The following is a 15,270-nucleotide window of genomic DNA, read 5'->3' as shown; positions in this document are numbered from 1 at the left end:
TTGTGATTTTTATTGTGAAAAACAGAATATCATTCGGCCCGGACGGGCGTGATGATCTTGAGCGTGACAATCTCCAACTGGCTCGGCGGGAGCGGTCCTTCGCGAGGGCGATCACCGTTTTCAGGCAGAGCTTCCCAGCGCAGCAGATAACGCATGCCGGACGGGGGATTGCCCGAATCGCGGGCGGTGAGCAGCTTTAGCGGAGCACGCACACCGTGTCCGAGTTCGGGAGGCACACGATTCGGCACCTGCTCATCGGGAATACGTTCGCCAAGGGCAAGTGTGTCGGGATCAAGTCGCCAATTTCCTCCTCCGTGACGGGCGTTGTAGAGGAACATGTAGAGACCGATGGACAGGTCTTGCTGCACCCCGGAGTGGCGAATGTCGAATCTGATCGCACCATAGCCTTTCGGTTTCCATCGATAACTCCACTTCGTGATGGGACGGATATCCCACGTTCCGTTGCCAGCGCGGGCAAGGTAAACCTGCGTCGCTCCTTCGGTATCGAATTTGTGATACGCGACAACCACGCGCCCTTGTTTGTCGAAACCGAGTTTGCCACTTCCATTGATGATGCCTCCTCCCGGTGGGATGGGATCCAAGATGACGCCGGGCGTTTGTGCAGAAATGGGAAGCGCAATGGGATTACCCGCGATGGTTTGCCAGTGCACAAGGTCCCGTGATTTTGCGTAGCCAAGGTCATGGCAGGTTGCGGCGTCGGGTGTGTCGCGCCACAGCCACGCCATGTGCCAGTATCCATCCGGCCCTTGGAGGGGACCTTCCGGATAGGCGCTCATTCTTCCCAGACCATCAAAGAGCGGGGTGTCGATCAATCGGCTCCATTCACGCCGCTTTTCATCATAGCGGTTGTAGAGATTGGAACCGCGTCCGCTTTGGCCGTCGCGGTAAGTAAAATACAATGCGCCGTCGGGCCCGTTGATGAATTGAGGGTAAGTCATACGGTCCTCACGTTTGCCAGTCATGCAGGGTATGGCGGCGAGGCCGGATATGTCGCCTGGCATGGCGGAACGGAAGTAAATGAGCGGCGAATTATGCATGTTGCCTGCGACGTGAAGATGCCCCTCCTTGTCGATGGCGAGGGTGACGTAGTTATGTGAATCCCAACCGATTTTTGAGGGCAGAATTTTTTTCGTCCACGTCTTGGCATCAAGAGGGCGGGAAGCGACCACCATGTTTTGCTGATCATCATAATATCCGACGTATTGGAGACGGCGGGCTGTATCGGTTAAAAGCGAGAAGCCCACGGGCTGGCCTGACCAGACAGAATCAACCAAGATGCGTTGTTCGATGCGAACATCCGCCGCCACACAAACGGGCGACAGGCATGCCATTGCAAGCATAGTGCCGATTGCACTACAAGCGAATGAAAGGAGGCCGAGGCAGGGTTTCATAAGTTAAATTCCGAGGAAAATACAGAGAAGATACAAGGGATTGTGGTTTGCCCAGAGGACCGAAGTATGTGCAGAGTGTTCAGACTGTGGTCTCTGGCGTGGGAAGCGATTGTCGTTTTTACGGAATGATGGCGGAGCCGATTTCGCTCCACGGGCCTTTGAGGCCGCGGGTGTTTTCCCAGCGCAGGCAGAAATAAACGATCTTGCCGCGCTGGTTTTCGTCAAAGGTGAGGGTGAAGGGGCTGTGGGTGTCGAAACCGGAACGGGTGAGGTCTTCAATCGAGGTGGGAGGAGTGTCGCGAATCGCCCACAAAATCTCGGCCCCGTGCGTACCGGCCGGCTTGGCCTTGTTCGTCTTGTTTTGATCGTGAAAGTAAATGGTGAGCTGGCGAATGACCGATGTGTCGATGGTGTAATCGGGATAGGTCGTGGGCACGGGAGCAGGCGTGCGGCTCTCTTTGTGAATGGGCAGGCCGAGACTGATTCGGTCGGCGTCGCTCGCCTGATCGTTGTAGGTGATGTATTGACGAACGACTGCACGGATTTCGGCCTCGTAATTGCTGCGAGCCCAGCTTTTGGCCTCGACGGCAACGGAAGTGCGTGTGGCGGGAGCGCTGGCCGTGAGCCAGGCATCCGTCCACTGGCCCTGCAAACTTTCCAACGTGTTGCTCCTGGCTTCTGGAATACCAAGTCGTGTTGCTATGGGCGACAGCTTGATAATGAAGTTACGTTGCCAAATATCAAAATCTTCGTCCTTGGCGGGAATGTAGTTTTGACCACCCATGGGAATGTTAAGTATTTAAAAATTAATAATTAAGGGTTAATAATCAGTGAGAATGCCAATGCGACGGAGCGTGCTCAGGGCGTTGGCAGGCAGGCGTTGAGGACTCCCTCGCCTGCGCGAAATGTTTCGGAGCAGGCTCGAAGTGTTTTCGAGCGGGTTGAGGTTGTTTGCGGGCAGGCGCTAAATGTCGCCGAGCGGGCAGCGAAGGTTTTCGAGCATGCCACGAAAGGTCCAAAGCGTGCGCCGGAAACCACAGGACGAACCGCGAATTGGTTCCGATACGTCGCCGGAGTGGCAGCAGGGGCCAGTGGCACGGAAAGGAAAGCGAAAGCGGGGCGAATGGGTGTCATGAGCACCAGACAGTCCGGCGAGTGGCGACTCCACAAGATAAAGGGCTTTGCACAGTGAACCAAAGTATGTGCAGAGTGTTCAGTCTAGTCGCTAAGCCATGCTTGCTGGAGGCCGCGGTTTCAGCACGGAGTCGGACTGAGCACCAGCGCGCCAAACAGACCATTTCGAGATTTGCACAGTGTATAAAATTATGTGCCTAGTGTTTAATCATGCCACGGCCACGCTCCACCTCGCCCTCCCCCAAACGCGTCATGATTTACCTTACCTGGTCCGCGCCCAGCTTGTGGCACGGACTGCGCGCCTACGCACGAGAAGCAGGCTGGCTTCTGGCCGCTCCCCCTACTCTGCTGGCCGGTCCTCCCAAAGCGCCCAGAGTATTCGATGGCTTAATTATTCTGCCTACGGAATACACCGCATTCGATGCGCGAAAGTTTTTTCCTGGGGCCAAGATTGTCGATATCCTCGGCGCAAAGGGATTAATCCCTGATGCAAGGGTGATCGTCGATCACAAGAAGGTCGGGCAGATGGCAGCCGACTACCTTCACTCACTCGGATGCAAGAGCTTCCTCGGCCTTGATTTGAAGAGCTACAAATATAATCTCCGCAAGCGAAACGCTGCGTACAAAGCGCAATTGGAAGCGTTGGACATAAAACAAGATTACATCAAAACACTTCACTACGATGGCTGGGGGGAATACTCGGCGGCCAATCTCTCCATCCTGCCCGCACGCCTGAAACGGGCGCTGGCCGGGATGCCGCTGCCGGTGGGTGTGTTTAGCCCAGACGGCTATGCGGCGGATGTGTTTGAACAGGGCGTCATGGAACTTGGATACCGCGTTCCCGACGACATCGCGGTGCTCTCGACCGACAACGACCGAGGCATCTGTGAAATGGCCCGGGTGCCGCTTTCCAGCGTGGACGTGAATCTCTCCAAGCTCGGTTACGAGGCGGCTCGTCTGCTCGACCGCCTGATGGCTGGCGACAAGAATGCGCCCCGTGAAATCGTCATTCCGCCGCTTGGAATCGAGAAGCGGCGTTCGACGGAGCGGACGAGTTGCGATGATCCAATCGTGACCGCGATCATGGAATACATCCGCGAGCACTTCATGGAGAAGATCACGGCGGAGTTGATCATCCATGACATCCATGCGTCGCGCACAAATGCGTTTGTCCGCTTTCGCAAGGTGATGGGGCGCTCCATCGGCGAGGAGATCGAGCGGGTGCGGATCGAGCACGCGCAGTCGTTGCTCACAACGACGGACTACAAGGTGGATGCAGTGGCGCGCTTGAGTGGATATTTGAATACGTCGGCGTTTTGCCGGGCGTTCAAGGCGTGTACAGGTCGCACGCCGACTGAGGTGCGGTCCCGGCGCTGAGCGCCGGGAAAATCCCAATGGGACAAATCCCAAAGGGGGCAAAAAAAACAAATCCCAAAAGGGACCATGCGCTGCAGGAGGGGGGGGGGGGACGTCCGTTGCGCTTCCGCCTTTTGGGATTTGTCGTGTTGAAAATTTGAAATTTTACCGCCGCAGGCGGTCTAGGTTTAGAGCGTTTTGCAGAAGGCAGCGAGGCGTTCGACGCCCTTCTTGATGATCTCGTCGCTCGTGGCGTAGCTGAGGCGCAAATACCCCTCGGCTCCAAAGGCGCTGCCAAAGACGGCGGCGACTTTTTGTTGTTCGAGGAGTTTGGAACAGAAGTCCGCCGAGCTGAGTCCGAAGCTGGAAATGTTCGGGAACAGGTAAAACGCACCTTGCGCGAGCAGGCACTTCACACCGGGGATTTTGTTGAGTTCGGCGTGCAGGAATTTGCGGCGGCGGTCAAAGGCGGCGAGCATCTGCGTAAGCGAGGCCTGCGTTTTTTCCTTTTCCTTGAGCGCGGCAAGCGCGCCGTATTGGGCGAAGGTCGTGGCGTTGGAACTGGTCTGGCTCTGGAGTTCGGCCACGGCCTTGGCGATGGGCGCGGGGGCAACAGTGGTGCCAAGGCGCCAGCCGGTCATGGAGTAGGTCTTGGCGAAGCCGGATACGATGATGGTGCGCGCGGCGGCTTCGGCGGAGAAGGTGGCGGGCGAAACGTGCTGCGCTCCATCGTAGAGGAGGTGCTCGTAGATTTCGTCCGACATGATGTAGAGGTTGTGCTTGAGCGCAACGGCCACGATGGCCTCCAGTTCGGCGCGAGTGTAAACGGCACCGGTCGGGTTGGAGGGTGAATTGAGGATGAGGAGTTTGCTCTTCGGCGTGATGGCGGCTTCGAGTTGCGCGGGCGTGAGGCGGAAGCCGGTGCGGTCGTCGGCGAGCACGAAAACGGGCTTGGCGCCGGCGAGTTTGGCCATCTCGGGATAGCTGACCCAGTAGGGCGCGGGGATGATGACTTCGTCGCCGGGGGAGCAGACGGCGAGGATGGAGAGATAACAGGAAAATTTGCCGCCGGGGGAAACAATCACTTGCGAGGAGGCGACTTTGAGGCCGAGGCGGGCGGCGTAGTCGTCGGCGATGGCCTGGCGAAGCGGCTCGATGCCGGGGGTGGGGGCATACTTGGTCTTGCCGGCCTTGAGGGCGGCGATGCAGGCCTCTTTGATGTGCTCGGGTGTGTCAAAATCGGGTTCGCCGGCGGCGAATCCGCAAACGTCCTCGCCAGCGGCGAGGAGTGCCTTGGCCTTGGCATCGACGGCGAGCGTCGGCGAAGGCGAGATATTCTTGGCCCAGACAGAGAGAGGCGCAGGTGCAGAACTCATGGAGATTTTTCGAGAAACGAAGGGTTTGGTGTGGTTGTTGGTTTTCCTGATGATTTTCCGAAGGGTGTTTCGGTTTGACCGGCCGGTCGCACGAATTTACCCGCAGTCTATCGGGAGGGAGTGCGAATCGACCCAAAATGCAAGCGACGTGGCGCTCCGAAGTGTGAACACACAAAACCGCGCCTGGTGGGGCGCGGCAGGTGTGGTGCGCTCGATGTGGCGCGAAGGTTTATTTTTTGCCCTTCTTGGCGGGAAGGTTGTCGATGGCGGCGCGGACGAGGTTGGCGACGCTGACTTTGTTCTTCTTGGCAGCCTTGGCGAGGGCCGTCTTGGCCTGGGCGGGGATGCGCACGGAGATCTGGCGGTGCTCCTCGGCGGAATCCGTGAAACGGGAGGGATCGTAGGATTCGATGGCGTGGCGAACGACGTCACTGATGGAGTCGAGGCCGAGTTGCTTGCGGGCTTGTTCGATCTTGGCGATCTGGGTGGCCGAGAGGTCAAGGGTGAGGGGGAGCGGACGAGCGGCGGATGCTGATTTTTTAGCCATGGTGGTAATTGGACGTGTGGTTGATGGTTGAGTGTTTTTGTAGTTTTCTACGAATACGAAGCTCCACGTATTCGCCGTTCGGATGCAAGGGCAACATCAAATTTCGCAAGGGCCATCGAAAACCGCAGGCGAATTAACCCCAGAGACGCAGAGAAAAAAACAACAAAACAGTTCTTTCTCTGCGCCTCTGCGTCTCTGTGTGAGCCCTTACTTTCTTCGGTTTACCGCCTTCAGTTTTGAGTCTGCGGCGGCGTGGGTTCGGGTTCGGGTTCGGGTTCGGACGCGACGGAGGAGGAGGACTCTGTCTCAGCCTCTTCAGCCTCCGCAACGGGGGCCGTTTCTTCCGTTGCCGGTTGCTCCTCTGCGGTGGCATCAGGAGCATCAGGTGCCGTTGCCGGAGTCGCCTCTTCGCCAACCCCGGCGGTTTCCTCTGCCGCAGAGGGCGGAGTCGCGGGCGTTGTATTCGAGGAGGGGATTTCCGGGAAATTCTCGGGGTCGTGCTCGGCGCCTTCGATCTCCTTTTTGCGCGCTTCCACCATGGGGGCGGGCGCGAAGAGACGTCCGTCGCGGAACTCGGTGACGTAGCCTTCGCCCACCAGCCAGCGCAAATCCATTTGCATGCGGCTCAGCCGCGCCTGGTCTTCGGGAGAGAGAGCGGGCGGCGGTTCGGCCACAGGCAGCGGTGCTCCGGCAGCGGCGGCTTCGACCTCGGCGCTCTCGGGCACCTTGGCGGCAGGTGCAGGGAACTTGATGCCGAGGAATTTTGAGGGCAGGTCGATCTGGCGGACCATCGGATGCGCCTCAATGTAGCGGATGAGCGCATCGATCGAGTCGGCAAACGCCTGTCCGGGAACACGGAATTTGCGCTTCACGGCGCAAACGTAGCTGATGCCTTTGGAGCCTTTTTTGAAGATGGTGAAGCCTTCGCGACGAAGGCGGCCACGCAAGGCATTGGCGGTATCCAGCGGGAAACGACGTTGTTTTTCCAGATAGCCTTCGATGGAGCGACGCAGTTCTCCTTGCGGCAATTTGTCGAGCAGGCGGCCTGGATAGCGGATTTGATGAGTGGCCCGGATGATTCTGTCGCGGGCGTGGGTGAGCAGGTAATTGCGCGCTTCTTCGAGTGAGTCGAAGGAGATCACCGGCTTGGCGGGGGCGTCCTCTGCCGTGGCGGGCGCGGCGGCGGCCTCGGCTTCCGCCGGGGTGCCAGGCTCAGTCTCGGCGACAGGAGTCTCGACAGATGCAGGTGCCGCTGCTGGTTCAGGACTGGCGGGAGTCGATTCAGCCACGGGTGCGGTCCCGGCTTCGGCCTCGACCGGAGCGGGCGTGTCCGTGTCCTCGGCAGCAGGTGGAGCAGAGGCGGGCTCGGCAGTGGTTTGGGCTGAGGTCGCTTTGGCGGCAGCCGCTTTGGCCGCGGCGGCTTGCTTGCCTTTGGAAACAGGAGGCGTCCATACGTAGCGCGTGACTTTTTTCATCTCCTCAAGCCATTGGTTGATGAGCTCAGGGTCGCGCACGGTTTCGATTTTTGCCCGATAGGCCTCGAACGGCATACGGATGTTCGCGGCGTGGTGTTGCTGGACGATCTGGGTGTAGCGGTGGTAATTGGGCGGGCCGAGGAGCTTACCCGTCACCGTACAACGGTTGATGACTTGGAAATTGCCCTTCGGCGGCTCGATTTCGGCCTCGATCGTCTGGAAGAACAATCCGAGGTGATTGGTGATGACGTGCTGGATGGCCGCCTCTTCGGTGTCAAAGGGGATGCCGTCGGGCACCGAGATGTAGAAGGGCGCGGGCTTGGCGGGGGCCGTCGGGGCGGTGCTTTCGCCTGCGGCGGCGGAAGGAGCGCGGGAGGGCTCGGGGGCCTTGCGCTGGACGAGAGCAATGAAGCGGTCGTTCTTTTCTACGATAACACGCGCAATATCAAACAATTCGTAGGTGCGACAGGAGGCGCGAACGGCTTTGGCCAGCGCACTGAAACCGGCGTCTTCGGTGTAGAGGGTGAGGCTGAGGTTCGGGTTGATGTAAGGCCCCCGATCAATGGGAGCGCCTCCGCCCTCGCGACGCGGACTGCCGCCGCGAAAATCCCGGCGCGGCCCGTGTCCGCCATATGTGCCGTGTCCGCGTTCGCCGGCGTGGCCGCCTTCGCGGTTGCCGCCGCCCTGCCCGCCGCCGCGGATTTCGCGGCGTTGACGCGGAGGGCGTTCGCCGCCTTGGGCTCCCGAGTCGGGGCCGCGGGAATCAGCGGGCTGGCCGGCTCCCGGAGCCGCGTCACCGCTGGATTTGCGGAAGGAGCGTCGATCACGACGTGGGTCAGCGGTGGCCCCGCCTTCACGGCGCGGACGGTCGTCCCGGCGTTGATGGTCTCGATTGCCGCCGCCAGTGGAGCCGGAGCCACGGTTGCCCGCGTCGGTCCATTGCGTGCCAAAGCTGAAGCCTTGGAGTTGCGTCAAATCAATCTTGTTGAGGCCGCCCTCGGCGGGTTTCTCAGTTGGTGTCTCGTCCATGCGAAATGCGAGCGGGGTAGTACCCGCGGGTTGTGTGGCTGGATTCTTTTGGAAGCTGCAAGGAATTTAAAGCAGGGGCCAGCTTCACGGCCCTGAGTGGTCTGGCAAGCTGTTTTCAGCAGGGAAAGTTGAAGGAAGGTGGAGGAGAGGCGGAAAACGGTGCGTTTTGCGTTCTTTTTCCCTGCGCGCCGGGCCATGTCCGCCGGTGTTTTAGGGCTACACCCGGACTTCCTGCCAGGCGCGCTCGGCGAGGCTGGTGGAGATGTAACGCTCGCCGCAACTGCACGCAATGGTGACAATGGTCTTGCCCTCGAACTCCGGGCGGGCGGCCACTTGCAAGGCGGCCCAGACGTTGGCGCCCGTTGAGATGCCGCCGAGGATGCCCTCCTCCACGGCCAACTGGCGGGCGGTGTTGAGGGCGTCGTCGTCGCTTACCTTGATAATCTCGTCGATGATGGAGGTATTGCAATTCTTGGGAATAAACCCGGCTCCGATCCCTTGGATCATGTGACGTCCGGGCTTGCCGCCGGACAATACCGCGCTGGCGGCCGGTTCGACAGCGATGGCGCGGAGGGGGGCGCGTGATTTGATGACTTCGGCGACGCCGGTGATGGTGCCGCCGGTGCCGACGCCGGAAACAAAGGCATCGATCTTGCCGCCGGTGGCCTCCCAAATCTCTTCCGCCGTGGTGCGTCGGTGGATTTCGGGGTTGGCGGGGTTTTCGAATTGCTGGGGCATGTAACCGCGCGCGCCATGCTGGGAGAGGATGTCGTGCGCCTTGGCAATCGCCCCCGGCATGCCTTCCGACGCGGGCGTGAGAACGAGTTCGGCGCCCAACATGCGCAGGAGCACGCGGCGTTCGAGGGACATCGTCTCGGGCATGGTGAGGATGAGTTTGTATCCGCGCTGGGCGCACACAAAGGCGAGGGCGATGCCGGTGTTACCGGAGGTCGGCTCGACGATGACGCTTTCGGGTCCGATGAGTCCATCGCGTTCCGCGGCCTCGATCATGGCGCGTCCGATGCGATCTTTGACGCTCGAACACGGGTTCATGAACTCGTTTTTGATGTAAATTTTTCCAGGCAGCTTCGCGGCAATCCGTCCGAGTTTGATCAGGGGCGTGTTGCCAATGGTGGAAACGATGTCGGGAAATAACTGGGCTGACATGGGTGGCGACGCTGTAACGGCCTCCGATGGGCGTCAATGCGGACGTGTAATAATGTCGGAGGTTTGAAAGTCAAAAGTCTGAAGGGACGCCCGCGCCACTACACCCCGATTTCCCCCGCGCCCTCGAAGCGCAACACGACTGCGGAGGCAGCGCGCGAGGCGGGCAGCGAAACGGTGAAACGTGCTTCGTAGTCGTTGTGCCCCTCGGGATCGACCAGCACTTGGGCGACAGGCCATTCGCCGGCCCCGACGCTGCCTTCGCGGGCGCGGGCGTTGGCCTCGTCGTAGTCGCCCCAATGCGTGTGCGCGGCGGAGCGGCCCTCGGGGTCGAGACGGAAACGTCCATATTCCTCGAAGAAGGGCGCAAACGCATCTTCGATCCGGCGGGCTTCGGGCGAACGCGGCACAAAACCACCGCTCCCCGCTCCTCCCGCGCCAGCGCCGCCATCCCCCCCCCCCTCCCCTGCCCTGTCGGGGGTTTGCGTATCGCCCGCCCCGATACGGATGGCGGCGGCTTCGTAGTCGCGCGCGGCCACATCCTGCAAAAAGCCAAGGATCGCGGTGCGCACCGCGCGGCGAAATCCAGCCGCGTCGCGCGTGATGTCGTAGCTCGCGGGACGAACGGGCTTCACGTCGGCCCCCTCCCTCCCCCCCTCTTCGGAGGAAACAAATGCCGGGTTTTTCATGCGCTCCCACTCCTCCATCAGACTGGAGTCGATGCCGCGGATGAGTTCGCGGAAATATTCTTCCATCTCCACGACCTCCTCGGTTTTGGCGGCGTCGGGCACGGTCTGCGAAAGGACTTTCCAGATTTGCGAGAGGTGACGCAGGAGCAGTCCCTCGCTGCGTTCGAGACCGTATTCCTTGATGTAATCGGCAAACGACATGTAGCGCTCAAACATCTCGCGGGCGATCGACTTGGGGCGGACGTTTTCCGTGCCCACCCAGGGATGCCTGGCGGCGAAGGCGTTGAAGGTTTCGTAAACAAATTCGCGCAACGGCTTCGGGTGTTCCAACTCGGCGAGGCGTTCCATGCGCTCGTCGTATTCGACGCCCGCCTCTTTGAGTTCGATGAGCTCTTCGGTTTTTAGTTTGTCGAGCTGACGGCGCAGGATCTGGTCGGGGTCTTCGACGATGGATTCGCAGAGCGTGAGCACGTCGAACGGATAATCGGGCGAGGCGCGGTCGAGTTTTTGCACCGTGTCGATGAGGTAAAGCGAGAGCGCCTGGTGCAGCGAAAAGTCCTCTTGCAGATCGACGTTGACGCGCAATTTCCGGCCACACGGCGGACGCTCCGCGACGGGAAGCCATTCGACGATTTTGCGTTCGAGCAGCGCGCGGAAAAGCTGCCAGGCGCGACGGCGCAGGAGGCGTTTTTTGTGCGGTGTCTCGTGGCAGTCTGCGATGAGTTTTTGCATCGCGCGGCAACCGTCGGCGTCGCGACTGAGAACGAGCAGCAACATGCCATGCGACACGTCGAAGCGCGATTGCAACGCCTCGGAGGGCGACGTCATCAAGCGCTCAAAGGTGCGCGCATCCCAGCCGACTTCTCCCTCGGGGGCGGAGCGTTTTTGCGCTTTTTTCTTTTTAGGATCTTTCGCGGCTTTTTCGGCGAGGCGTTTGTTTTCGATGATGTGCTCGGGCGCCTGCACGACGACGTATCCAACATCATCATACCCGCGGCGTCCGGCGCGGCCTGCGACCTGTTTGAAATCGCGCACGCTGAGAATCGCCGCCTTTTGGCCGTCGTATTTCCAGAGTTGCGTGAACAGCACGGTGCGGATGGGCACATTGACGCCGACGCCAAGCGTATCCGTTCCGCAGATGAGTTTGAGACGTCCGCGCTGCGCGAGTTGTTCGACGAGGATGCGGTAGCGTGGCAACAGGCCTGCGTGGTGAACGCCGATGCCGTGGCGAAGCCAGCGTTTGAGGTCCTTGCCGTAGGGACTGTTGAATTTCACGCCAACGAGTTCGTCGGCGAGGAGGGCTTTTTCGTCCTTGGTGAGGAGGTTGAGACTCATCCAGCTCTGCGCGGCTTCGGAGGCGGCGCGTTGCGTGAAATAGACGAGGTAAACGGGCGCGCGTTTGTTGAGCACGAGGTCGGCGACGCGTTCGGTGAGCGGCGTTTCGGAGTATTCAAATTCCAATGGCACGGGCCGCGTGTCGCTGCGCACGGTGACGCATTCGACGCCGGTGAGGCGGAGCAGGTCTTTTTCAAAAAAATCCGTTGCGCCGAGTGTGCCCGACATGAGGAGGAAACGCGCTTGCGGCATCGTGAGGAGCGGAACTTGCCAGGCGTAGCCGCGCTGCACGTCGGAGTAGTAGTGAAACTCGTCCATGATGACGGCGCGGACCGGCGCGAGTTCGCCGCGTGCGAGGGCGATGTTGGCCAAAATTTCCGCCGTACAACAAAGGATGGGCGCGCCGGGATTCACGCTGGCGTCGCCGGTCATCATGCCGACGTTTTCCGGTCCGAAGTCGCGGCAAAGCGAGAGGAATTTTTCGTTCACGAGCGCCTTGATCGGGCAGGTGTAAACGGAGCGTTCGCCTGCGCAGAGGCTCTTGAAATGCAGCGCCGCCGCGACGAGCGATTTGCCGGAGCCGGTGGGCGTGTTGAGGATAACGTTTTTGCCGTCGAAAAGTTCGAGGATCGCCTCCTCCTGCTCCGGGTAGAGTTCCAGTCCGCGCTCGCGCATGACGGCAAGAAACCGGTCGAGCACGGCATCGGTCGCCGCACCACGCGGCAAAGGTGCAAGCGGAGCAGGCAGCGCGGCGGGAGCGGTGGACACAGGCAAGGCGGACGGCTGCCCGGCAAAATCAAGACTCATGCCGTCCACGGTGGGGAAACCACCGACCGCTTCCAGCCGCTTTTTTCGGAAACGCCAATCTTCCGATTGCCACAACACAAGGGACTCCCCCCCCCACCCCTCTCGCAGTCGATCAATCAGCCAGCCGACCTACGAATCATTTCGTTGACACTTACGAATTTATTCGTAACCACATTCGTCATGCCCTCCGCACCGCCTCCCCCGCCGCCGCCCACTGAATCCGAATTTGCCATCCTGCGCGTCCTCTGGCGAGAAGGACCCTGCACCGTCCGCAAAGTGCGGCGGCACCTTGGCGAAAAAAGCGGTTACACCACCGTTCTGAAATTTTTGCAGATCATGTTCGAAAAAAACCTCGTCCGACGCGACGACAGCGCGGTGACGCACATCTACGAGGCCGCCGTCGATGAAAGCACCACCAAACAAAACCTCGTTGGCACTCTCATTGACCGCGCCTTCGCCGGCTCGGCTGCCGAACTCGTGCAACGCGCCCTCTCCGCCCGACCGGTATCCGCTGACGAGTTACGCGCCATCCGGAAACTGCTCGCCGAAACCGCCAAAAAACAGATTTCAAAATGATTCCCTCATCTCTGCTCCCGCTCGTCGAGCGTCTCGGCTGGACGCTCCTGCATTCTCTCTGGCAGGGCGCGCTCGCGTGGATTGCGTGGCAAGTCGCCAGCACCCTGCTTCGCCACCGCTCAGCCCGCATCCGCTACCTCGCCGCCTGCGCCGCCCTCGCCTTTGCGACGCTCGCCCCATGGATCACCTTCTTTACCATTGACCTCCATCAACGACTCGAAATGGCCCGCCCCCTTCCCCCCTCCCCTCTCCCCGCCTCAACTACTCCAACGCCCGGCCCGCTCATCTCGCTCCCGCTCCTTGACCAACACCCCGATCCACAAACCAGCCTGTCCGCATTCACCGCTCCGCAATCCGCGTTCGATCAAAAGTCACTTTTCCCCCGCTCCGTCCTCCCATGGCTCGTCGCAACATGGATGTCCGGTTTCATCTGGCACCTGCTGCGACTCGCCCACGGCTGGAGGCAAACCCTCCGCCTCGCCTCCGTTCCGCTCGCGCCGCCCGCCAACGAACTTCTCCGCCGTCTCACCGCGCTCGCGCAACAACTCCGCCTGCGCCGAGACATCCGTATTGGCGAAACATTACACGTCGCCGTGCCCACCGTTATCGGCTGGCTGCACCCCGTGATTCTCCTTCCCGCCAGTGCGCTCTCCGGCCTCACGCCCGCGCAAATCGACGCCCTCCTCGCGCACGAACTCGCCCACATCCACCGCGCCGACTTTTGGGTTAACCTCCTGCAAGCCATCGCCGAAGCGCTCTTCTTTTATCACCCGGCGATCCACGCCCTCAACCGCGCCATCCGCACCGAACGCGAACACGCCTGCGACGACATCGCCGTCATCCTCACCCGCGACCCTCTCGCCTGCGCCCAAGCCCTCGCCAAACTCGAAACCCTTCGCGCCCCCGCGCCCATCACATCTTCCCCTCACGCGGCCCTCGCACTCTCCGCAGCGGGCAATGACAGCGAATCCGGTCAGCTCCTCACCCGCATCCGCCGCATCCTCGGCCTCACGCCGATCCCCTCCACAACCACTTACAGAAAAACCATCGCCTCCCTCGGCGGCGCAACTGTCCTCGGTGTGGCGTGCTATCTCACCGCCATGCTCGCCTCCCCGGCCATCGCGGCGTGTATTCTCACCCATCAGGAACGCATTGACCTCATCAACGCTTCGTTGCCCGCCACCGAACGCATCGGCATCGTCATTTGGGATGCGGTGCAACGCGATACGGATAAAATATTCCCAAGGGGGAAAATCGACCTCATCAAACCTCCATCACCAAATTCTGAATACACCAGAGAAATCCCCACTTTCGATGAGCCATTCGATGCGCCGCCTCTCGATACGGCCAGATTATTCCCGTCGAGCACACCACGGTCCAACGCAAAAATCGCAGACCGTGATCTTACGACAATCAGTCCGGACAGGGTCATTACCACATCGGGTAAGGTTCTTCCATTCAGAGATCGGGATGCACATCTCAAACAACAAATCGAAGTCCGTTTCAACCGGTCACCCGACATGCCTTCTCCAAGAGGCGGGATCGAAATCTTGGCGAAATTTGAGACCACACCCCCTCAAGACTCATGGCACTTTTCGCAACTCCCGATCATAGACGAAATCGTCCGTTTTTATGTCAAGGCCCCCGCAGAAATCCGACTCAGTCCGTACCGGCTCCGAGGATACACCTTCCAACCCCGGATCATAATAGTAACCGATTCGACCGTCCCCTTGCAGGTTACCCTGGACTTGATTCCGGCAGGCATGATCAAGGGCCGGATTTTTGATTCAGATGGGACGCCCATGCCAAATGCCAAGGTAGCACTCCATCCAAAGCAAAAGCCTGCCCTCACCGATCGTCCCTCCCTGAAAATGGAGGCGGAGACGGACGCCAATGGAAATTACACTATCACCCCTGTCCCGTTTGATACAGAATGGGTTTTGCTCGTAGATTCCCGCAAGGACTGGCGCTACCACATTACAAATGTGCTCCCCATTCTTACCGGGGAAAACCCAATCCAAGCCATCGACGTAACTCTGTCGTCCGGAAAAGAATATTCCGGGCGCCTGCTCGATCAGGACGGGAGGCCAATGCCACGCGCCAAAATCAAGTTTTCCTGGCAATTTCCGTTTTCCTATATCTACGGCAAAAAAGACGTTTCCACGGATGACGGCGGACACTTCAAATTGCCTCGCATCAACCTCGAAGTCCCGGGCGGACAATCCATTCGTTTTGGGAACAGTGACAGTTGGTTGCCACCGTTTTCGATGCCCATCACCCGCGACACGCCTGCCGAAATCACGCTCACCTGCGGACCGACCAAGGACGCCCGGCCTCAACCGTGAATGTCACTCCCGATGTGATGGCTTC

10 protein-coding genes are annotated in these 15,270 nt (G+C 60.1%); 3 read left to right on the top strand and 7 right to left on the bottom strand.

Annotated elements, in window-relative coordinates:
• Positions 1-29: 29 nt before the first annotated feature.
• Both OBACDRAFT_RS17845 and OBACDRAFT_RS17840 read right to left on the bottom strand, forming a co-directional pair.
• Positions 30-1,361 (bottom strand): BNR repeat-containing protein, encoded by a 1,332-nt coding sequence (locus OBACDRAFT_RS17845; protein ID WP_232767346.1) that lies wholly within the window; start codon positions 1,359-1,361, stop codon positions 30-32.
• Between the two features lie 169 nt (positions 1,362-1,530).
• A complete protein-coding gene (locus OBACDRAFT_RS17840; RefSeq protein ID WP_043588009.1) occupies positions 1,531-2,196 on the bottom strand; it encodes a hypothetical protein in 666 nt (221 codons plus the stop codon).
• Between the two features lie 602 nt (positions 2,197-2,798).
• On the opposite strand from OBACDRAFT_RS17840, the gene OBACDRAFT_RS17835 reads away from it, so the two are divergent.
• Entirely contained in the window at positions 2,799-3,923 is a 1,125-nt protein-coding gene (locus OBACDRAFT_RS17835) for a substrate-binding domain-containing protein (protein ID WP_052362213.1), read from the top strand.
• Between the two features lie 167 nt (positions 3,924-4,090).
• Here OBACDRAFT_RS17835 and OBACDRAFT_RS17830 read toward each other — a convergent pair whose 3' ends face one another.
• The 5 genes from OBACDRAFT_RS17830 to OBACDRAFT_RS17810 all read right to left on the bottom strand — a co-directional run bounded on the left by OBACDRAFT_RS17830 (position 4,091) and on the right by OBACDRAFT_RS17810 (position 12,324).
• Positions 4,091-5,278 carry a pyridoxal phosphate-dependent aminotransferase gene (locus OBACDRAFT_RS17830; RefSeq protein WP_043588006.1) on the bottom strand — a complete coding sequence of 396 codons (1,188 nt, stop codon included), beginning with the start codon at positions 5,276-5,278 and terminating at the stop codon, positions 4,091-4,093.
• Between the two features lie 229 nt (positions 5,279-5,507).
• On the bottom strand, positions 5,508-5,825 hold the full coding sequence (locus tag OBACDRAFT_RS17825) for a hypothetical protein (protein ID WP_043588004.1): 318 nt from the start codon (positions 5,823-5,825) through the stop codon (positions 5,508-5,510).
• 230 nt (positions 5,826-6,055) lie between these two features.
• Positions 6,056-8,329 (bottom strand): hypothetical protein, encoded by a 2,274-nt coding sequence (locus OBACDRAFT_RS17820; RefSeq protein WP_052362207.1) that lies wholly within the window; start codon positions 8,327-8,329, stop codon positions 6,056-6,058.
• A gap of 216 nt (positions 8,330-8,545) precedes the next feature.
• Complete coding sequence (gene cysK, locus OBACDRAFT_RS17815) at positions 8,546-9,496, bottom strand: cysteine synthase A (RefSeq protein WP_043588002.1); 951 nt, start codon at positions 9,494-9,496, stop codon at positions 8,546-8,548.
• 98 nt (positions 9,497-9,594) lie between these two features.
• Positions 9,595-12,324 carry a DEAD/DEAH box helicase gene (locus OBACDRAFT_RS17810; protein WP_081722174.1) on the bottom strand — a complete coding sequence of 910 codons (2,730 nt, stop codon included), beginning with the start codon at positions 12,322-12,324 and terminating at the stop codon, positions 9,595-9,597.
• A 180-nt stretch (positions 12,325-12,504) separates the two neighbouring features.
• Here OBACDRAFT_RS17810 and OBACDRAFT_RS17805 point away from each other — a divergent pair, with 180 nt between their 5' ends.
• Together OBACDRAFT_RS17805 and OBACDRAFT_RS17800 are read left to right on the top strand one after the other, a co-directional pair.
• Complete coding sequence (locus tag OBACDRAFT_RS17805) at positions 12,505-12,900, top strand: BlaI/MecI/CopY family transcriptional regulator (protein WP_043588001.1); 396 nt, start codon at positions 12,505-12,507, stop codon at positions 12,898-12,900.
• Positions 12,897-15,245: a M56 family metallopeptidase gene (locus OBACDRAFT_RS17800; RefSeq protein WP_043587999.1), complete on the top strand. Its 2,349-nt coding sequence runs from the start codon at positions 12,897-12,899 to the stop codon at positions 15,243-15,245. Before OBACDRAFT_RS17805 ends, OBACDRAFT_RS17800 begins: the two co-directional genes overlap by 4 nt.
• Positions 15,246-15,270: the final 25 nt, after the last annotated feature.

It is taken from the genome of Geminisphaera colitermitum TAV2, assembly GCF_000171235.2.
In the GTDB taxonomy this organism is placed as follows: Bacteria; Verrucomicrobiota; Verrucomicrobiia; order Opitutales; family Opitutaceae; genus Geminisphaera; species Geminisphaera colitermitum.
Note: the sequence above shows the minus strand (reverse complement) of the source record. Positions and strands in the feature narration are given on the sequence as shown.